Below are 16,953 nucleotides of genomic sequence, written 5' to 3'. Positions count from 1 at the left end.
CTCCTCTCTCCAGGCAGGGCAGCGCTGCACGTCTGACCCTGTCTGAAAATCCGGGTCCCAATGCGCCACCAGCATGCCGTCATCCACTACCGTGCGCTCGACTTCTGGATGGCGCGTGCGGCCGTCCTCGTCATCATCTGCCTGCAGCTGCTGGTCATCAACAACCTCTCATTCGGGCCGCGCTGGCTGGCGCCGGGACTGGAGGCCGCCCTGCTGCTGCCCCTGTCGGTGGCCACGGCCTGGACACAGGCCGCCACCAGAAAGGCGGTCGAGGATCACGAATGGCATGCGATCGGTCAGTTTCGCGTCATGATCCGCAGAACGGCCCTGACTATGACCGCCATCATCAGCGTCATGAATTGCGGCTCTCTGGTCTTGCTGGTGCGCGCCTTGCTGGAGGGCCATGCCGGCAACAGCGGCACGACGCTGTTGATCGACGCGCTCAACATCTGGGTGACCAACGTCATCGTCTTCGCCCTGTGGTTTTGGAGCACCGACCGGGGCGGGCCGCCGACCTGCGGCCTCGTCAAGCTCGCGAAGGCCGATTTCCTGTTCGCGCAAATGACGCTGAACGACCGTGAACTCAAGAATTGGCTGCCCGGCTTCGTCGACTATTTCTTCCTCGCCTTCACCAATGCGACAGCTTTCTCTCCGACCGACACGCTGCCACTCAGCCAACGCGCCAAGCTGCTGATGATGGCCGAGGCCATGATCTCGCTGCTGACCATCGCGCTGGTCGCGGCACGCGCCGTCAACATCCTGGCTTGATCGCGCCGGAAACGTAAAATAGTCCGCCCGGCGAACCGGAGCGGGCTATTCTGCGTCTGCCGGCGACCAGGACTTCAATACCGGGGCCTTTTGTCGGAGACCACGACCAGCCTCCCCCCGACATTTTGGCACCGTTTGCATACCAGCTTCGACGCTAGCCGCCTTTCGGTGACGAAATCATAGTGGGTACCGTAGATTTCGATCAGGGCATCGAGATCAAGCGAACGCAAATGACCACAGCGCGGATTGCCGCAATATACGCTGAGGCCCATGCCTTGTTCGCGAAGCTCGCCAAGCTTTGTAGTCAGGGCGACGGGGAAAACGATAGCTTCGGGCATCGCGGGGTTCGCCACCACCACGAGAATGGGTTTTCGAAACGCGGCCCGGTCAATGTCGCCGATCGCGTGGACTGCCTTGTCTTCCGCGACGCCTATGAGGGAATCGATCTCCTCCATGGCTTCGATATGCCCGCGGACAAACAGAGCCCTTCGCAGCACGTGCAACGCATCTCTCGTTTCGCAAAGTGTCGTCCGCAGGGTGAGAGGCATTTCGCGCTCACTTCCTCATGTAGCTGTCGGGAAGACAATCGGCTTCAACCGCCGCGGCAGTGAAGGCTCGGTGGACGTCCCTTGTGCTGCAACATCCCACCCTTTCCCCAACCAGGGCAGCAAGTGCTGCTAAAAACATTGGGCCATCGGATGGCCAGTCGTCTGCCAAAGCGTCGGCCATCTGGGGAAGTGTACAAAGAGTCGAGATAGTGCCATCACTTCTCTCGATGGGGATTCCGGAAAACATATGGGCTGGCTGACTGTCACTGCATAGCTCCCGCTGGGGCGGGAGAATGTTATGCGCTCTCAAGCACCAGCGCCCGCGCAATAGCCGATGACAATTTTATGCAAGCACTTAAACAAGGTGCCGTCTATTAACTATGACATATCAGACAAGCAATATCCTCTTTTGAGCTGAGCTGCACAATTTACTTGGCGTGTAAACTGTACGATTACGACAGTTCCTTGGCACGAATATTGGCACGAAACCGACAAACACAAGCCCGCCACCATAGGCAGCGGGCATGTTCTGGGGTGCTGCCAGGGATCAACCCAGACCAACGTCAACGAGCGGCGGAGAGGATGGTTGCGGCTGGCAGGGTTCACTCTTCCGGCGACGGCTTGAACCTGCGCACCACAAATTCGAACAGGATATCCGAGATCCACATCGCCGAGACGCCGATCAGGAAGGCAGCGGCCAGCGTGGTGGTGTCGTCGGCCGGATCCGGCATCGGCAGGCCGGTGATCCTGGCGTAGGACACCACCGGCAGCGTCAGGTAGGCCGCGGCTAGCGCGCCGCAGATCGGCGAGGCCACCATTTCGCGCAGCTTGTAGCGATGCCGCGACAGCGCCCGCAGGACGCCGCCGGCAAGGCCGGCGGCGACGACCGGTCCCTTGATGCCGAGCAGGTCGAAAAGGTCGTGCATCACGGCCTCCATCCACAAATCGTCTGGCCCTTTTCATTGTGCGCCAGGATCGCCGCCACCGACGCGTCGGAAAGGGTCGCCACCTCTGCCTTTGTCGGCCGGATGGGATGTTCGACCGCGCAGTACGGCCCGCCGGCGGCGGTGCAGCCAGCCAGCATCAGCGAAAGCGCTATGATCTTGACCATTTGGCCAGCCTCCCCCTGTTTTTATCAGGCGCCCGGCCGGCGACAGCGTCGTCGATCTTCCGGGCTTCGCTGCGCGCCGCGGCGTCGACGGCTTCCTGCCTTGCCTTCTGGCCAGCCTTGCCCTTGGCATAGGCCGTCCACAGACCGGCGAGCGCGGCACCCGTTGCAAGCAGATACGGCCAGAACTGGCCAAGCAGGGCGAGCGCTCCCATCTCATTTCTCCTCGGCCGGCGGCGGCGCGACCATGCCGCGCGGACCGTCACGCACCGCGTTGACGATGATCTTGGCAAGGGCGATGGCCCCGCTGATCTGCAGCGCGGTGCGATCGGTGACGCCGAACATCGTCCAGTCGAAGCCGACCAGGGCGCCGCCGCAGATGATCGCGATCAGCGTGTTGAGGAGATTGTGCAGCGCGTTGGTGTTGACCCATTTCATCAGAAGAGGCTCCCGAAAAGATCGCTGACGTGATGCCGGAAGGCCGCGAGCGCTCCAGCGATGAGGACGAGGATGCCGGCCGCGGCGGCAGTCTTGCCGACCGGCGGCACAGGCTGGGCCGCCGGCACCCCGCCAGCCGGCTTTTCGACGCCGGGCGATGGCGCAGCCGGCACAGGCGCCGGCGCGGCCACCGGCGCCGCTGGTTGCGCCGACATCAGCAAGGCTTGAACCCGCACCGATTTGACACGATCGGACCAGCCGCGCCCGAATGTTGCCCATGTCGGCAGCCGTTTGAGAAACGCCAGCCGCGCATCGCAGAGCGCATCGATGGTGACATCGGCCGGCTTTGCCCTGGCCGCCGCGAGGGTCGCCGGCCCGATCCGGCCATCCTGGGCAACGCCCAGGGCCGCCTGCAGGGTTTTCGCCGCCCGGCCAGGCCCGCTGTTCACGGCGAAATCGAACACAGCATGGTCGACGCCGTCGGGCAGCTCGGCGCCGAGCACCGCGTCCCAGTAGAAGCGGCGGTAGAGCCGGAACTCCTCGAACCAGGGGGCAAGCGTCGAGAAAACCTTGAAGCGGCCGGATTGCATGCGGTCCAGCATCTCCATCAGCCCGGCCTCGACCGAAACCGAACCGTCGGGGAATTGCGCATGGCGGGTCAGCATGTTCAGCCCGTGCGCCGAATATTGCCGGGCGAGCGCCACGCCCGCCCCTTCCAGCGTCTCGCGGCGGCCGTCGCGCGGCCACGCCCAGGGCAGCCATTCGCCCCACGGTTTCAGGGTCAGCGTCTGCATCGCCGGCGTCTGCTGCGACGCGCGGCAGGCCTTTGCGACATAGACGACGTCGGCCTCGGTATCCCAGGCGAGTTCGACCGCGGCCGACGGATGGTCCCAGCCGAAATCCAGCGCACCGATGCGCGGCCAGTAGCGCGGCAGCCGGAACGGCTCGCAGGCAATCAGTTCCTCCGCCACCGGAAAGATGCGGCCGGACCCCAGCACCGGAATGCCGCGCGCACGGGCCTCGCGCTCATGCGCCGGATAGGCGGCAACGATCGCGGCGCGCTCCTGGGGGGTGTAGTGCTCGGCATCGTCGATGGTCATGAAGGTGACGTGACGGGTCAAGGGTTTGCCCTCGCAAGACCTGGGTTCCTCGCCCCCACTGAGGTGGGGGGTCCGAAGGACGGGCGAGACCCGTGGCTCGCCCCGGCAAGGTGGCGCGGCAAAGCCGCGACGGTGCCAGACAAGCGAACCTCACCTTGTCAGGCCGGCGCCCTACGAAAGCCCCCTCTCCGGCCGTTTCGCGGCCACCTCTCCCCCGCTTCACGGGGGCGAGGAACCCAAGTCCTGAGGCGTCACCCCTTCCCCATTCCTCCCACTTCCTCCGCCGACAAGAACAACAGCACCACATCCGACATGCCGAGCAGCGGCGTGAAGGTGACGATGGTGATGCCGCCTGTCGCATTGGTGCGGGTCAGGCCTTCGGAATAGATGTCGAGCGGCGGTTCCTCGTCGAACCAGACGCCGTGCAGCGTCTCGCCCTGCCATTTCTCGCGGCCCTTCTCGAAACTCTTGAACGACAGCACCGATTCATCGGCCTGCACGTCGCCGCCGCCGCCCCAGCGCACCACGACGCTGTCGAGCGCACCCGGTGCGCCGCGTCCCATGGTGGTCTGCCGAATAGCGTCGGCGGGGATCATGCCGGTGCCCCAGGCCGCCTGCTGCTGCGGCGGGCCGACCAGCACGCGCTGCGGGTTGTCGCGCGTGCCTTCGCCGGTGACGCCTGCCGCCCACAGCCGAACCGCGCTGTCAAAGACCTTGCCTTGCCACCACGAGGGATAGCGGCCGGTCAGGTGCATCGCCCATTCGGCACCGCCGGCCCTGGTCTTGCCGAGCTGGTTGCCGGCCATGAACAGCCGTTCGCGGTTTTGCGCGCCCGCGGCATGGAATTCGGCTTGCCTGGTATAGGGCCGGTAGGCGGCGAGCTGGTTAGTGCGGCGCCTGCGGTCCAACTCCGCCAGCAGCGCCAGATATTCCGTCTTCGCCGCCAAGGTCTTCAAGGAACGGCTTGAGGACGGCTTCGAGGCCGCGGATGCGGCTGCGGATTTCGTCATCGCTCAGCGCGTCCAGTTGGTTGATCGAAACATGCAGATCCTTGGGCAGCACCGAAAGCACGATCTTCAGATACTGGTCGGGCTTGTCGGCACGCACCTCGGCGATGACGCCGGCGCCATGGGCGCGGAAATCAGCGCGCACGGCGGCCAGGAAATCATCGCCCAGTGTCTTTCTCGCGCGCTTCGGGCGCGACTTCCGCACTGCGACCGCGCTGGCGGCGGGCGTCGCCGTCCGGCTTTTCCGCGATGGGCGGACCGGCCTGGCCGGCGGCTTGTCAACCATGCCCGGCCTCCGCTGGTTTCGCTGCGGATTTGGCCGTTCTGGGTTTCGCCATCCTTGATTTCGAGCGGGCGGATTTCGCCGCCTTGGATTTCAATCGGGCGGCGCGCTTGCGCGGTTTGCTGGCCGCCCGCGCCGGCTTTGCCGAGAGCTTCGCGTCCGTTGCGCCGGCCGGTCTTGCCGCTTCGGAGCGCCCCGCGCCGGAAGCCGCCGCATCGGATTGGCCGGCAAGGCGCAACCGGCTCATCAGCCGTGCCGCCCCTATCGCCCTGTCGCTGCTACCCAGCGATCCCTGGGCAAAACCAAAACCGCCGACCGCATCGACCGGACCGCCGCGCAGCATGCCGATCAGCACGCCGGGTACGACCTGCTCGACACGGCCCAGACGTGGCTGCGGCGCGGCACCCTCGAATTCGCCAATGGCGCTGACGACCTCGCGGCCGTCATCGTCGGTGATGATGGTGGCGTAGCGGACCATGGGATTTCTCGCGGGTTGCGAATGGGTCGTCAGGGCCGAACGATGGTGTTCCGTCACGCCCCCCTCTGTCCTGCCGGACATCTCCCCCACTTGGGGGGAGATTGGCAGCTTCGACGCCTCGCCATCCTTGCGGCGTAGGCGATTGGCGAAAGCGGGGATGACAGCCAATCTCCCCCCTCGTGGGGGAGATGTCCGGCAGGACAGAGGGGGGGCGCTGTCCCGCCAACACGTCTGATTGAGCCAAAAACAAAAAACCCGCCTCGGCGGCGGGTCGTTGGCGCAAATCAGCACCATGGACAAATATGTAGCATAGCTGCCCTCACCTGGTCAATGCTTTTCTGAGAAAAAATTCCTATCCCGCCTTTTCGGCACCACGGCCGAAGAAGTGATCGGCATCGCTGAAGGGGTGCAGGAAAACAAAAAAACCCGCCTGCGCGGCGGGCCTGGAGGTCATTGGCGCAAATCAGCACCATGGCCAAATGAATAGCACAATTGCCCTCACCGGACAACCCGATCGGCGGACGCCAAGGATCGGACTCTTCGTGCCGGCTGGCCATTAGCCGGCATCTGTGAGACCGTTAGCTGAAGCTCATGGAATGATTCCCGTCACGGCCTTTGTGGGAGAGGACGATGGACAGACCAGCCATGGCATCCGTGTTCAGGATGCGGCATGCTCCAGCCTCGGTTTCCGGTGTGCGCAGCACCGGCCAGGGCCAGGCCGATCCGATCGTCCGCGTGCGCTCGCTGGGCGAAGCGATCCGCTTCGTCGCCCACGCTTTTCCCCAATACGATATCAGCGCCGTCGCCATCATCTCAGGCGATCCCTCGATCCCGCGCCTCGGCGGTCTGGAGGTGAAGGCGCTGTGGCGCGAATATGGCGAGCGCTGGAGCGAGGAATAGGCCATCTTGTCCCCTGTCCGGCCATACCAGCCGAAACCGGTTCCACGCCGCCCTCCGGAGCGGAAACGCCGCTCGCGCGTTTTCGACCATAGCCACGGGAGCAAATCGCCATGAACGTCGCCAACCTGCAACTCGAAGGCCTGCTGATGGCCGTCGCATCGATCAACCACCTCCTGGTTAAAAAGGGGGTGCTGACGGCGGAGGAAATAGACCTGGCCTTGCGCAAGGTCGAGGCCGGCGAAACCAGCCAGGAGCGATCCGAAGGCATGTCCGCGTCAAGCCGTGACGCCGTCAGCTTTCCAATAAGGCTGCTGGAACTCGCCAATCAGTGCCAGCCGGAGGCGGACATGCCCTCCTTTTCAAAACTCGCCCGCATGGTCGGCCAGATCAAGGAGCCCTACAACGACCAGATGTGAGGCCAGCCCCTGCTACGCCCTGCCCGGCCATCCCAGGTTCAGCGAAAGCACCCGACCCGGGCCATGCACGGCCGCGAACAGCAGTCCGGCCATGAACGAAAAATGGTCGATGAAGAAGCCGAACTCGGCCTGGTTGCCGGCCCAGTGGCTGGGTCCGTGGAAGGAGATGCCGAGGAACAGCACGTAGGCGGCGGCGACCAGGGCTGCCGGCGTGAAGAACGCACCGGTCAGGAAGCACAGCACAAGGGCGGCTTCCAGGAGCGCCGCGCACCAGGCCAGGAACAGCGGAAACGGAAAGCCGGCGGCGGCGATGTAGCCGGCAGTGTCGCCCATGCCCATGAACTTGAAGGTCACGGCCATCAGGAACACGGCGGCAAAGATCAGGCGGGCGATGAGAAGGGCCGCGGTCTGCCACGGCGATTGAGTGATTTGCGATTGAGTGATTTGCGACTGAGTGATTTGCGACGACATGCTTGTTCTCCAGGATTGCAATGGGCTCCGACCCAAGGACGCGCGACCAGCGCCAGGTCCGACATCGGTCGCGAAAGTTTTTGCACGGATGGCGGCAAGCCCTGCAAGAGCCGGTTTTCCAAAGACGCCTCCGGATGGCTGGTCAAGTCCCGCTGGACGAACATCGGCAGCGCGACGTCGTCGCCACCTCGTGAACCGAACGACAGCGCCCGGACCTTGCCGCGGCCTGTCCCGGCGGCTATTTCTCTCGCCGGCGGTGCTTGATGGAGAGTGAGGAGCCTGCGGATGGCGTCATTCCGGTATCTCGTCAGCGATGTCGATCTGTCGATCGCGTTCTATACGAAGCATCTGGGCTTCGCCTTGCAGCAGCAATTCGGCCCGGCGATGGCAATCCTGACGCGCGGCGACCTCACACTTTGGCTGGCGGGTCCAATGGCTTCTGCCGCGAGACCAATGCCGGATGGCCGGACCCCGGAGCCAGGCGGGTGGAACCGCATTGTCCTGGAAGTCAGGGATCTTCCGGCACTGGCTGCAGCAATGCGCGAGGGCGGCGTGTCGTTTCGCAACGAGATCGTAGAAGGCCCGGGCGGGCGGCAGATTCTTTGCGAAGACCCGTCCGGCAATGTGGTCGAGCTCTTTGAACCTCGCGCATGACCCCGAAAATCGGCATCGATTTTCGAACGCGATGATGCGCCGGCGCGGGCCGGGCACGGCGTTATTGTCGTGGCTATGGAACCCGCGACGCCGATCTGTGTTATGTCCTGTTGATCGTGGAATCGGGCGCCGCGCGTTTCCCCGGCAACAGAAAGCGAGGCCTGAGATGGCTGACGACAAGTCGAAGACAAAGCAGGACCGCAAGCTGGTTTCGAGCGAGGAGCCTTACGAGGTCGCTGCCTTTGCCCGGAAATACGGCCTTCCGCCAAGCGAGGCGCAGACCATCATCAAGCGCTATGGACCATCGCGCAAGAAGCTCGATGCCTATATGGCGGCCCGCGGCTAGGTCCATTCGATGGGATCGGGATGGGGCTCCCGGACGAGCCGATGCGGCTCTGTTTCAGACAAGCATCTGTCCCGCCCGGCCCGCAGCGCCAGGCTGATGCCTTTGGTTCATGCCACAGACTGACAAGATGGAGGGTCGCATCATGTCCGACACCATACGCAGAACCGGCAGTTGCCTGTGCGGCGGCGTGCAGTTCTCGGTCAGCGGCGCGCCGCTCAGAATCGGGCTCTGCCACTGCAAGGACTGCCGCAAGGCCAGCGGCTCGGTCTATTCGGCCTATGCCATCTGGCCGCGCGAGGCCTTCGAGTCGACAGGCATCGTCAGCACCTATGGCACGCGCAGCTTTTGCCCGACCTGCGGCGGCCGTGTCGCTTTCGTCGGCGACGACGAGGTTGAGGTGACGATCGGCAGCCTCGATGTCGCGCCGACCGATGATCTCGTACCCGAATATGAGTTGTGGATCAGCCGGCGCGAGACCTGGCTGCATGCCTTGCCTGACACCGAGCAGTTCGAGCATGACCGGCCAACGACGAACACCGCCGAATTGCCGGCGCCGAGGCCGTTGTCGGACGTCGTCGCAGGCGACTGAAATTTGATCTCAAGGGTGGGGAACCCTGCCCTGTTGCTGACGTTATCCAACGCCGCGTTTGTTGCGCATGCCGTTGTCCCAAAACCGCTGCGCATTTTTGGGCGACATGCAGTGCCTTGGAGACGACCGTTGAATGACAAGATGTTTCCCCATCCGATCAGACTGAAATTTACCCCCGGGCGTGAGCGCGTGGTGTGCAGTGCCTGGGAGAGCCTGGAATGTCTCGGCGACTGGCCGGCGGGCCGGGGCCAATGCTACCGAGCGGCGTTGCGCCGCCGCCGGAAAAGGCAATGCGGGCGATGATCGACGCCGCGCGCGAAGCAAACCTCCTCCACTATTGGGAAAACAGGAGATGACCGAGCTGATGCTGTCGACGCCGATGCGGATCAGGCCGCATGGCTCGGACACGATCCGCGACATCACCACGCTGAAGGATGCCAGCGAAATCCTGATCGACTGGCCGCAGGCCGAGCGCGGCCCGTTCTATCAGACCGCGCGCGAGCAGGTCGAAGCCGCGCTCGAAAACAAGGCTGGTGCCTCCCGGGCACAGGAAGCGTTCGCCGCCCTGTGCAACCATGCCGGCGTGCTGGTTCGCTAGTCGTTTCGGCTGCCGCGCCTTCTACTGCGCCGGCGGCTGGGCCGGCAATTCGCCCGGCTTGATGACCGGTGTCTTGCCTTCATCCGGGGCCGGCGTGGCCATCCCCTGATCGCCGATGGCGGGCGGTTTCAGCACGCCGCCGCAGTCATTGAGCGTGTCCGTCAGATTGTCGCTGGCAGGCTGCTGTTTAGCGCCTTGCTCCGTCTGGACCCGGCATTTGTCGGTCTGCGGCGCCTCCTGCAACTGGTCCGTCTGTGCCGCGGCCGGCGCTGCTAGCGCCAGTATCAGGCTGAATGGCACGATGGCGAGGGTTCTCATCTCGGCCTCCTTTTCCTTTCACGGCCGCCTGCGGCGACCTTTCCCTTCACAGGGACAACGCCTGTCGATGAAAAAGGTTGGCCGCTTCCGCCAGCGAAGCCGGGCTGGTTCAAGCCCGATGCAGCGCCCGAAGGTTCTTGCCCGTAGGTGAAATGACCGCGCCGGACCCTCACGGGCCGAAAGACGACTCCGCGGCAGGCATTTCGGCGCCGAGCTGCGGAACGATGATCGATTCCAGCGGCGCCGTCAGCGACCAGCTGACATGGCCCGGGCTGCGCTCCAGGACGGCCGAGCCGTTCAGCGATTGCGGTGCGACCCGCTGCAGGACGACGGTGCCGAACCCCTTGCGCGTGCTTTCGTCTTGCCGTCCCCCTGGTCGGTTGCCTGCTTGCACCGGCATCGTCTCGTCCCAGACCAGATGGATCTCCCGCTTGCCCGAAACACCGGTGGCGATCTGCCAGGTGATCTCGAGCCGCCCGGCATCGCTCGCCAGCGCGCCATATTTGGAAGAGTTGGTGCCGAGCTCATGAAATGCCATGCCGAGATTTTGTACGGCGTTGGGCTGCAAGGTCAGCAACGGTCCGGAGAGCGATACCTGCTCCTCGTGGCTGAACGGCTTGAGCTGCTCCTGGATGAGGTCGAAGAGGCTGGCGCCCGCCCATTCCGAGTTCACCAGCAGGTCGTGCGACCGCGACAGCGCCATGATGCGGGAGCGGATGAGCTCTTCGAATTCGCCGGGATCGGTCGAGCGCTTGATTGTCTCCCTGACCATCGAGAGGATCACCGCGAACTGGTTCTTGACACGATGGTTCACCTCCCGCAACAAAAGCCTGATCCGGCGCTCGCTCTCCTTGGTCGCGGTGATATCGCGGGCGATCTTCGAAGCGCCGATGATCTCGCCCGTTGCGTTTCTGATCGGCGAGACGGTCAGCGATACGGTAATGATCCCGCCATCCTTGCGGCGCCGGATCGTCTCGTAGCTGGCCACGAGTTCGCCATTGCGAACCCGGCCGATGATGTCGGCCTCTTCATCCTTCAGGTGATCGGGAATGAGCATCAGCACCGATTGGCCGACAGCCTCCTCGGCAGTGTAGCCGAACATGCGCTGCGCCCCTCCGTTCCAACTGGTGATGACGCTGTTCAGATCCTTGCTGATGATGGCGTCGAAGGATGAATCGACGATCGCCGCCAATCGTGCGTCGGCGGTTGTGTCGATCAGACCATCGATGCTTGCCAATTCCACCATTGCCCCACCTTCCCCGTCACGTCGCCCTTACGGCCCGCGTGACAAATTCCACCCCTGCCCAGCAATGCGTGGTGGCGCGTTTGGTTGCAATCGGCGCACGACAATCCATGGCCGCCGGAGAAAACCGCCGAAGAGCCCGGACCCGGCTTCGCAATCAGGTCTGTTTGGGGGTGACGTCGTCCGGGGCGTCAGGCGGAAGATCGGCCTCGGGATCTCGTTGCGGACAATCCTCGTAGCGGTGGTCGCGGCCGCCGCAGAAGGAACAGCACATGGCTTCGCGATCCTTGTCTCCGGGTGGCCATTGCGGTGTCTCGTAGGGCTTCCTGCCGTCCATCCCCTGCAATGCGTGACGCGCCATTTGGTTGCACCGCAAGAAGACCGCCAACTGGCTGTTGCGGAACCGCTGGCCGGGATGCGAGTTTCGCGTGACACCTTGCTTGCTACGTGAAACGCCCGAGGAACCGCCATGCCCATCCGCCGAACTGCTTTGACGACAGCAGCGATCCTGCTTGCCGCGACCACCCTCACAGAGGCCCGGCCAGACACCCGCACGATGAGTTGCCAGGAGCTTCGGCAGCTGATCCAGAGCCACCGCGCCGTGGTGCTGACCACCGGCCCCAATACCTATGACCGCTATGTCAGGCAATTCGGCAACGAATGCGACTGGCCGGAGGTGCCGATGTCGGCCTATGTTCCGACCCGTGACGGCCACTGCCCGGTCTACCGCTGCGACCAGCCGATCGGCGATCTCCCGGGTTGACGGCGACGGCTTGCCGCCAATTGGCGATCGCCAGTTGCCGAACGCGGGAGGATCGCGCCGTTGCGGAACCGCCGGCCGGGGTGCGAGTTTCGCGTGACACGTTTGCTTGGTACTTGAAACGCTGAGGTAACCGCCATGCGCATCCACCGAACTGCTTTGACGACAGCAGCGATGCTGCTTGCCGCGACCGGCCTCACTGAGGCCCGGCCCGACACCCGCACGATGAGCTGCCAGCAGCTCCAGCAACTGATCCAGAGCCGCCGCGCCGTGGTGCTGACCACCGGCCCCAACACCTATGACCGCTATGTCAGGCAATTCGGCAACGAATGCGACTGGCCCGACGTGCCGATGTCGGCCTATGTCCCGACCCGTGACGGCCGCTGCCCGGTCTACAAGTGCGACGAGCCGGTTGGCCGTATCCCCTGACGGCGACGGCTTCCCGCCAATTGCCGATCGCCAGTTGCCGATCGCAGGAGGATCGCGTTGATCCCGGCGCGCGAACCGGCTAGGGGTGTCGGCGCAGGTTGCATTATCCCGCTTCGTCTAATGGTAGGACAGCGCCCTTTGAAGGCGTGAATCGTGGTTCGAGCCCATGAGCGGGAACCAAATAAATTCAATGGCTTAACTGCGCTCTGTCAAATTCCGTCGAATATTGATCGAATAAACCCCCGCGAATTTGGGCGAACGGCAACCGTTGCGTTCGCAGGAGTTCCTGCGACTATCGGCAGGTCCGACACGGACGCGAGGTGTTGCTATGCAAGGGTTTGCTGCGAAACTCGTTGTTCGCGCGAAGGAAAGAGCGCTCGCCCAAGCCGAGGACGGAGAAACACTGCGAAACCAAATCGCGGAAACCTACAAAAGTCTGGCTGAGTTGTCCGAGCATCTCAAGGCGTCAGATATGGCTGCCGAGCGCCTAAAAATTTACAAGCCGAAGTACGGAAGCGATTACTCCTGCCCAATCTGTTGGCAGGAACGCGGCGCTATCAAGTGGCTCCTTTTCGTGGAGGAGCCAGACCATGCTTACCATTGCAAGATCTGCGGCTTCAAAGAAGCCGACGATGGGCAATTGAAAAAGCCCGCCACCTGAGAGGGCAGCGGGCGCTAGTTCGGGAGGACGGGCTCCCCTTTGCCCGTGAATAACGGTACGCCCCGCTTAGCTCGATAATAAGCTCGCGCAGGTTGAAGCTCTGCATATTCAAGCAGCGTGACTTTTCTGCCACAAGATAAGGAAAGCCCGCCACCAGAGGCAGCGGGCCAAATCCGAAACGGTTTCGGATTTCAGTTCGCCTTCGCGCGGATCAGCGTGTCGAATAAGCAGCGGAAGTCCGCACCCATCTCTGGCGACATGCGGAACGAGCGCCCGCCGCTGGAGGCCTCAGTGATATACACGATGATCATATCCCCGTTGGCCGGATCGACCGTCGGGATGATCTTTTCCAGACGCTCGGCGGTATCCAAGTAATGAGCTACCCTGCCTTTCATAGGTCCGCACCAGAACGAGTCCTTCATGACTGCACCTCGAAATAGGCAATGGCAGCGGCAAGCAGCGGGCCGACGAGGGGGCTCGCCTCGTATGCGCTATTCTCTTCGGCGACCAGTCTGAGCGCTTCCAGGGCGCCCGCGTGCGTCTTTGCTGGCTGCTCCCATTCCTCCAGAACCTCCATCGGTGGCCCGTAGCTCACTTCGATATAGGCGACGGCCTCATCGTCATCGTCTGGCGAGTTGACGTTGTAGTCGGCCATGCCAGCGCGGAAAGCACGGACGGCATCGAGAAGCGGGTCGTCGATGGTTTCCGGTGTGGTAGAGCCGGAAGCCGCTGTAGCCGCCATTAGGGTCGGGACAGATGCAATGACGCCAAGCAGGGCGCGGCGGGAAAATCTCCCCAGGATGGGCATTACCTCGGTGGCAGGCACAGCTTCGCCGGCCGCCGGAACACGGGTGCTCGGCATGGTGATTTGCTCCTTGAGCATGTTTAGTAACAGGGTTACTATAGCGAAACGATCCGCTTCAAATCAAGCCAAAAAGTAACAGGGTTACTAAATGAACGCTGCGCAGTGCAAAATGGCGAGGGCGGCAATTGGCCTCGGCGTGAGAGAATTAGCCCTGAAAGCCGACGTGTCGCCCAACACAATTGCTCGCCTTGAGCGTGGCGAGGCAATGCGTGAAAGCACGGTTGAAGCGGTCCAGCGTGCCCTAGAAACGGCCGGTGTCGAGTTCATTCCAGAGAACGGCGGTGGAGCCGGGGTGAGACTGCGGAAGCGATGACCCTGGCCGGCTACCTTGCCACGAAGAGATTGCTCGCAATGCATTTATGGACCGGGCAATAATCTGTGTCGGTCGTCGGCACGCCTGCGCCAGTAGCCACCTCGCCAGGACCGCATTGCTTCTGCCCGCTGACATAGAGGTCGTAGCGCGTCAGGCTGAGGTTGAATATGGAGCGGTAGCGAATGACGGTGGTGCCGTCCTGCTTCAGTAGTGCCTGAACTTCGGCGCAACTCAGGCCGGCGATATCCCTGCGCTCTTGCGCTTGAGCCTGCACCACGAGGAAGAGTAACGGAATTGCAATCGCGATCGGCTTCATGGCGCCCCACCAGCGTTTTCGCCCGACCGATGGTGTAGACTTGACCAACCGATATGAAAAGCCCTCTGCCTTTGGCCTCGCCAAAGGACGACAGCGTTCTGTGTCGTCGATGGTCGAGAAGATTCTGACCACGTACCTGCGGGACAAAGGCTATCTGCCGAAAGGTGCGGCCGAATAAACTCCGGGAACAAACCGGGGATAACCCGAGCCATTTACCACCATTGCCTGTCGTGATTGCGGCGCTACCTCTCTGAGCGTAGGAGAGGCCCCAGTGGGGGAAGGCAAATGTCTGTTTTTTGGGTAGGTGGAACAGCCATCGTCGTTTTGGCGTTCGTCGCGGTCGTGGCCATGGATTACATGAGCAACCGACCGAGACCACACTGAAGGCGCTAGCGCTTTTTCGGCTTCGGCGTGATCTCCTCGATCCGCACCGTGTCGCCGATCTCCCTTGCCCAAGCCAGCGCCTTGGCCTTGTCTTTGGTTGTCAGCACCGTGCGCCAATGCAGCGCCTCAAACACGCTGACCACGTAGGTGGTTGTTACCGGCTCGTCGGCCATCTCTTCCCCTGGCCCTGAAAGCCCGCGCCTCTGGCGGAGAACGCGGGCCGATCGGTGGACCGATCTTCAGCAGGCGATGGAGTGAACCACCTGCCGCAAGCGAGAAACTTTTAGAAATCAATAATGTTCCGTCGCGGCGATGTCGTGTATTCCTTGGTGCGTTCTGGCGAACAGTAGTTGATTGGCGACCGAGATCGACAGCATCGCGATCAGAGCTGCCGATACCATGAGCAGGATTTTGTTTCTGTCAGTCATCGTCGATTTCCCCACGATTCGAAAATCATAATACTCGACGCGGCGCAAGGTTGCTCACGACCTTTAAAAACGCCCACAGAAAAGCGTAGGTGGTGCCTGTTTCGGTTATCTTCCCCCGGTCGTTAAAGCCCGCGCCGCTTGCGGGCAAGCGCGGGCCGATCAGGCGCGATCGAGGCCCGATCTTCGGCAGGCGCGCGGTGGACGGGCACCACCTGCCGTGAAGCACAAACATTTAGCGGTCGCTAATGTTCCGTCAAGCCGGTTTGGTCCGATCGAAAGTCGGCCTCCAGTCGCGATTCCGGTCCCGCTGTTGCCCTTCGTAGTCGGGAATGACTGTGAAGAACACCGGCCGGCGATCGCGGGCCGCGGCCTTGCAGTCCGAGCATCCAAAGAGCCCGACGAGATCCTGGTGCATCGAACCATGATCAGGCCCGAGCCTGTCGATCAATGCCTGAATGTCGAGCTTGGTCGATTTGCAGCACATCGGGTGCCCGCAGTTGACATAAAGGGATTCGCGGGCGGCCAGGGTGTCGGCGAGGGTCTTGGACATGGCGATCTCCGTTGAAGGGGTCGCCGCAACGCAGGATTATATTCCTGATCCGTTGGGTTTTTGCAAGGCGCAGCGCAGCCGGATTTCGCCCGAGAAGGCTGGATGTGCTATTGAATATTCGGCAGATCGTCCGATCTGCCCGATTATCGAGGGAGGATGTCATATGCCAACGTTCATAGTCACAGGCTCCTATTCCGCCACGGCAGCGAGGGGGATGATTGACAATCCATCGAACCGAGAAAAGGCAGCCCGTGCCATCTTTGAAGTAGCAGGCGGGAAAATGCATTCTTTCTACGTCACGACGGGCGAAACTGACTGGATGGCAATTACGGAATTCGACGACGGTGCTGACCTGATCCCCGCACTTCTCGTCGTCGGCGCATCGGGAGCGGTATCGAATGTCAAAACCGTGCGAGCATACACAGGCGCGGAATTCAAGGCGGCCCAAGAGAAGGCGGGCAAAATCGCTTCTACCTACAGATCCCCGGCAAAATAAGCAGACCAATGGTTGAAACATCTCTGGCAGCGGATCGAACCTCCGCTGCCAGAACCGGAACCGACCCAGCTCCGCTGGTCAGGCCCGGTACTTCTGGCCCTAGCAGCCTCACCAGCGCGCGTTTCCGCTGGCCGCTGTCCTGCAGCGGAGAAGCGCCCCGCGCGTCCTGGCGCCTGCCTGTGGCGTTCTGGCTATATGAAAGGACGCCGGCTTCGACCAGAGTCAACAGCGGTTGGCTCGGCCGGCCGGCGCTAAAAAAGGCGCGCGGGTGGGATTCCCCTCAGAAGCGCGCAATGAACATATTAGCATAAGCGAATTTACGCTGCGAGGCCGATTGCGTCTACATTAGCGTGAGTGCAGATTGTCGCCAGCCGGGGGAGTTCCCAAACCCGCTCCGGTCAGGCCCGGCGGCTGGCTGGTCACCCCCTTAAGGCTGTCGGGCCGCCTACACAGGCCACCACGCTTTATCGACCATCGATCGACCTA

The 16,953-nt window shown here is 62.7% G+C and carries 31 protein-coding genes, 1 tRNA gene and 2 pseudogenes; 14 read left to right on the top strand and 20 right to left on the bottom strand.

Features of this window, described 5'->3' with window-relative positions; translation table 11 throughout:
- Positions 1-60 precede the first annotated feature (60 nt).
- The gene (locus tag B5V02_RS07665) at positions 61-768 is read left to right on the top strand and encodes a hypothetical protein (RefSeq protein ID WP_111543515.1); all 708 of its coding nucleotides are present in this window, start codon (positions 61-63) and stop codon (positions 766-768) included.
- 74 nt (positions 769-842) lie between these two features.
- Here the strand turns inward: B5V02_RS07665 and B5V02_RS07660 are convergent, their stop codons facing one another.
- The 10 genes and pseudogenes from B5V02_RS07660 to B5V02_RS41460 form a co-directional block, all read right to left on the bottom strand.
- On the bottom strand, positions 843-1,316 hold the full coding sequence (locus B5V02_RS07660) for a hypothetical protein (RefSeq protein ID WP_111543514.1): 474 nt from the start codon (positions 1,314-1,316) through the stop codon (positions 843-845).
- 602 nt (positions 1,317-1,918) lie between these two features.
- Positions 1,919-2,242 (bottom strand): hypothetical protein, encoded by a 324-nt coding sequence (locus tag B5V02_RS07650; RefSeq protein WP_111543818.1) that lies wholly within the window; start codon positions 2,240-2,242, stop codon positions 1,919-1,921.
- On the bottom strand, positions 2,242-2,427 hold the full coding sequence (locus B5V02_RS07645; protein WP_111543512.1) for a hypothetical protein: 186 nt from the start codon (positions 2,425-2,427) through the stop codon (positions 2,242-2,244). The genes B5V02_RS07650 and B5V02_RS07645 overlap by 1 nt, the downstream gene beginning before the upstream one ends.
- Entirely contained in the window at positions 2,412-2,639 is a 228-nt protein-coding gene (locus B5V02_RS07640) for a hypothetical protein (protein WP_111543511.1), read from the bottom strand. The genes B5V02_RS07645 and B5V02_RS07640 overlap by 16 nt, the downstream gene beginning before the upstream one ends.
- Before the next feature lies 1 nt (position 2,640).
- Positions 2,641-2,862 carry a hypothetical protein gene (locus tag B5V02_RS07635; RefSeq protein WP_111543510.1) on the bottom strand — a complete coding sequence of 74 codons (222 nt, stop codon included), beginning with the start codon at positions 2,860-2,862 and terminating at the stop codon, positions 2,641-2,643.
- A pseudogene (locus tag B5V02_RS41080) lies at positions 2,862-3,278 on the bottom strand (putative peptidoglycan-binding domain-containing protein); the annotation flags it as partial. The pseudogene B5V02_RS41080 and the gene B5V02_RS07635, both read right to left, overlap by 1 nt.
- A gap of 33 nt (positions 3,279-3,311) precedes the next feature.
- Positions 3,312-3,977: pseudogene (locus B5V02_RS41075) on the bottom strand (phage terminase large subunit family protein); the annotation flags it as partial.
- Positions 3,978-4,213: 236 nt separating this feature from the next.
- Positions 4,214-4,909: a terminase large subunit domain-containing protein gene (locus B5V02_RS07625; RefSeq protein ID WP_245445766.1), complete on the bottom strand. Its 696-nt coding sequence runs from the start codon at positions 4,907-4,909 to the stop codon at positions 4,214-4,216.
- On the bottom strand, positions 4,848-5,255 hold the full coding sequence (locus B5V02_RS07620; RefSeq protein WP_245445764.1) for a hypothetical protein: 408 nt from the start codon (positions 5,253-5,255) through the stop codon (positions 4,848-4,850). The genes B5V02_RS07625 and B5V02_RS07620 overlap by 62 nt, the downstream gene beginning before the upstream one ends.
- Positions 5,248-5,730 carry a hypothetical protein gene (locus tag B5V02_RS41460; RefSeq protein ID WP_245445762.1) on the bottom strand — a complete coding sequence of 161 codons (483 nt, stop codon included), beginning with the start codon at positions 5,728-5,730 and terminating at the stop codon, positions 5,248-5,250. The genes B5V02_RS07620 and B5V02_RS41460 overlap by 8 nt, the downstream gene beginning before the upstream one ends.
- A 630-nt stretch (positions 5,731-6,360) precedes the next feature.
- Between B5V02_RS41460 and B5V02_RS07610 the strand changes: the two genes are divergently transcribed.
- Both B5V02_RS07610 and B5V02_RS07605 read left to right on the top strand, forming a co-directional pair.
- Positions 6,361-6,630, top strand: a complete 270-nt coding sequence (locus tag B5V02_RS07610) for a hypothetical protein (protein WP_111543506.1) — start codon at positions 6,361-6,363, stop codon at positions 6,628-6,630.
- A 110-nt stretch (positions 6,631-6,740) separates the two neighbouring features.
- Positions 6,741-7,046 (top strand): hypothetical protein, encoded by a 306-nt coding sequence (locus B5V02_RS07605; RefSeq protein ID WP_111543505.1) that lies wholly within the window; start codon positions 6,741-6,743, stop codon positions 7,044-7,046.
- Positions 7,047-7,058: 12 nt separating this feature from the next.
- Here B5V02_RS07605 and B5V02_RS07600 read toward each other — a convergent pair whose 3' ends face one another.
- Positions 7,059-7,517, bottom strand: a complete 459-nt coding sequence (locus B5V02_RS07600; RefSeq protein WP_111543504.1) for a DoxX family protein — start codon at positions 7,515-7,517, stop codon at positions 7,059-7,061.
- A gap of 285 nt (positions 7,518-7,802) precedes the next feature.
- Between B5V02_RS07600 and B5V02_RS07595 the strand changes: the two genes are divergently transcribed.
- The 4 genes from B5V02_RS07595 to B5V02_RS07575 all read left to right on the top strand — a co-directional run bounded on the left by B5V02_RS07595 (position 7,803) and on the right by B5V02_RS07575 (position 9,704).
- The gene (locus B5V02_RS07595; RefSeq protein WP_111543503.1) at positions 7,803-8,171 is read left to right on the top strand and encodes a VOC family protein; all 369 of its coding nucleotides are present in this window, start codon (positions 7,803-7,805) and stop codon (positions 8,169-8,171) included.
- A 166-nt stretch (positions 8,172-8,337) separates the two neighbouring features.
- Positions 8,338-8,517, top strand: coding sequence for a DUF3606 domain-containing protein (locus tag B5V02_RS07590; protein ID WP_111543502.1), 180 nt, complete (start codon positions 8,338-8,340; stop codon positions 8,515-8,517).
- A gap of 142 nt (positions 8,518-8,659) precedes the next feature.
- Complete coding sequence (locus tag B5V02_RS07585; RefSeq protein ID WP_111543817.1) at positions 8,660-9,106, top strand: GFA family protein; 447 nt, start codon at positions 8,660-8,662, stop codon at positions 9,104-9,106.
- Between the two features lie 352 nt (positions 9,107-9,458).
- The gene (locus B5V02_RS07575) at positions 9,459-9,704 is read left to right on the top strand and encodes a DUF982 domain-containing protein (RefSeq protein ID WP_111543501.1); all 246 of its coding nucleotides are present in this window, start codon (positions 9,459-9,461) and stop codon (positions 9,702-9,704) included.
- Between the two features lie 21 nt (positions 9,705-9,725).
- Here B5V02_RS07575 and B5V02_RS07570 read toward each other — a convergent pair whose 3' ends face one another.
- The 3 genes from B5V02_RS07570 to B5V02_RS40030 all read right to left on the bottom strand — a co-directional run bounded on the left by B5V02_RS07570 (position 9,726) and on the right by B5V02_RS40030 (position 11,626).
- Entirely contained in the window at positions 9,726-10,022 is a 297-nt protein-coding gene (locus B5V02_RS07570; protein ID WP_111543500.1) for a hypothetical protein, read from the bottom strand.
- Between the two features lie 169 nt (positions 10,023-10,191).
- Complete coding sequence (locus B5V02_RS07565; protein ID WP_111543499.1) at positions 10,192-11,268, bottom strand: sensor histidine kinase; 1,077 nt, start codon at positions 11,266-11,268, stop codon at positions 10,192-10,194.
- A gap of 154 nt (positions 11,269-11,422) precedes the next feature.
- On the bottom strand, positions 11,423-11,626 hold the full coding sequence (locus B5V02_RS40030) for a hypothetical protein (protein ID WP_146606026.1): 204 nt from the start codon (positions 11,624-11,626) through the stop codon (positions 11,423-11,425).
- 108 nt (positions 11,627-11,734) lie between these two features.
- On the opposite strand from B5V02_RS40030, the gene B5V02_RS07560 reads away from it, so the two are divergent.
- From B5V02_RS07560 to B5V02_RS07545, 4 genes are all read left to right on the top strand, one after another.
- Complete coding sequence (locus B5V02_RS07560; RefSeq protein ID WP_111543498.1) at positions 11,735-12,028, top strand: hypothetical protein; 294 nt, start codon at positions 11,735-11,737, stop codon at positions 12,026-12,028.
- A 135-nt stretch (positions 12,029-12,163) separates the two neighbouring features.
- A complete protein-coding gene (locus B5V02_RS07555) occupies positions 12,164-12,454 on the top strand; it encodes a hypothetical protein (protein ID WP_111543497.1) in 291 nt (96 codons plus the stop codon).
- Positions 12,455-12,560: 106 nt separating this feature from the next.
- Positions 12,561-12,634 (top strand) — tRNA-Gln (locus B5V02_RS07550).
- A gap of 148 nt (positions 12,635-12,782) precedes the next feature.
- Positions 12,783-13,115: a hypothetical protein gene (locus tag B5V02_RS07545; RefSeq protein ID WP_111543496.1), complete on the top strand. Its 333-nt coding sequence runs from the start codon at positions 12,783-12,785 to the stop codon at positions 13,113-13,115.
- Between the two features lie 191 nt (positions 13,116-13,306).
- Here the strand turns inward: B5V02_RS07545 and B5V02_RS07540 are convergent, their stop codons facing one another.
- Both B5V02_RS07540 and B5V02_RS07535 read right to left on the bottom strand, forming a co-directional pair.
- The gene (locus tag B5V02_RS07540) at positions 13,307-13,537 is read right to left on the bottom strand and encodes a hypothetical protein (RefSeq protein ID WP_111543495.1); all 231 of its coding nucleotides are present in this window, start codon (positions 13,535-13,537) and stop codon (positions 13,307-13,309) included.
- The gene (locus B5V02_RS07535) at positions 13,534-13,977 is read right to left on the bottom strand and encodes a hypothetical protein (protein WP_146606025.1); all 444 of its coding nucleotides are present in this window, start codon (positions 13,975-13,977) and stop codon (positions 13,534-13,536) included. Before B5V02_RS07535 ends, B5V02_RS07540 begins: the two co-directional genes overlap by 4 nt.
- Positions 13,978-14,068: 91 nt before the next feature.
- Between B5V02_RS07535 and B5V02_RS07530 the strand changes: the two genes are divergently transcribed.
- Complete coding sequence (locus tag B5V02_RS07530; protein WP_208647050.1) at positions 14,069-14,293, top strand: helix-turn-helix domain-containing protein; 225 nt, start codon at positions 14,069-14,071, stop codon at positions 14,291-14,293.
- 10 nt (positions 14,294-14,303) lie between these two features.
- Here B5V02_RS07530 and B5V02_RS07525 read toward each other — a convergent pair whose 3' ends face one another.
- The gene (locus B5V02_RS07525; RefSeq protein WP_095081959.1) at positions 14,304-14,609 is read right to left on the bottom strand and encodes a hypothetical protein; all 306 of its coding nucleotides are present in this window, start codon (positions 14,607-14,609) and stop codon (positions 14,304-14,306) included.
- Here B5V02_RS07525 and B5V02_RS07520 point away from each other — a divergent pair.
- The gene (locus tag B5V02_RS07520) at positions 14,608-14,787 is read left to right on the top strand and encodes a hypothetical protein (protein ID WP_111543493.1); all 180 of its coding nucleotides are present in this window, start codon (positions 14,608-14,610) and stop codon (positions 14,785-14,787) included. The two genes, B5V02_RS07525 and B5V02_RS07520, sit on opposite strands and share 2 nt — an antisense overlap.
- 211 nt (positions 14,788-14,998) lie before the next feature.
- On the opposite strand, the gene B5V02_RS40475 is transcribed toward B5V02_RS07520, so the two are convergent.
- The 3 genes from B5V02_RS40475 to B5V02_RS07515 all read right to left on the bottom strand — a co-directional run bounded on the left by B5V02_RS40475 (position 14,999) and on the right by B5V02_RS07515 (position 15,971).
- Positions 14,999-15,166, bottom strand: a complete 168-nt coding sequence (locus tag B5V02_RS40475) for a hypothetical protein (protein ID WP_167458394.1) — start codon at positions 15,164-15,166, stop codon at positions 14,999-15,001.
- Positions 15,167-15,283: 117 nt separating this feature from the next.
- Complete coding sequence (locus B5V02_RS40470) at positions 15,284-15,421, bottom strand: hypothetical protein (protein WP_167458393.1); 138 nt, start codon at positions 15,419-15,421, stop codon at positions 15,284-15,286.
- 253 nt (positions 15,422-15,674) lie between these two features.
- Positions 15,675-15,971 carry a hypothetical protein gene (locus tag B5V02_RS07515; RefSeq protein ID WP_111543492.1) on the bottom strand — a complete coding sequence of 99 codons (297 nt, stop codon included), beginning with the start codon at positions 15,969-15,971 and terminating at the stop codon, positions 15,675-15,677.
- Here B5V02_RS07515 and B5V02_RS07510 point away from each other — a divergent pair.
- Positions 15,970-16,467: a GYD domain-containing protein gene (locus B5V02_RS07510; protein WP_245445760.1), complete on the top strand. Its 498-nt coding sequence runs from the start codon at positions 15,970-15,972 to the stop codon at positions 16,465-16,467. The two genes, B5V02_RS07515 and B5V02_RS07510, sit on opposite strands and share 2 nt — an antisense overlap.
- Positions 16,468-16,953 lie beyond the last annotated feature (486 nt).

Source organism: Mesorhizobium kowhaii, assembly GCF_003253745.1.
Lineage (GTDB): Bacteria > Pseudomonadota > Alphaproteobacteria > Rhizobiales > Rhizobiaceae > Mesorhizobium > Mesorhizobium kowhaii.
This window is presented reverse-complemented; position numbering and strand designations above follow the sequence as displayed.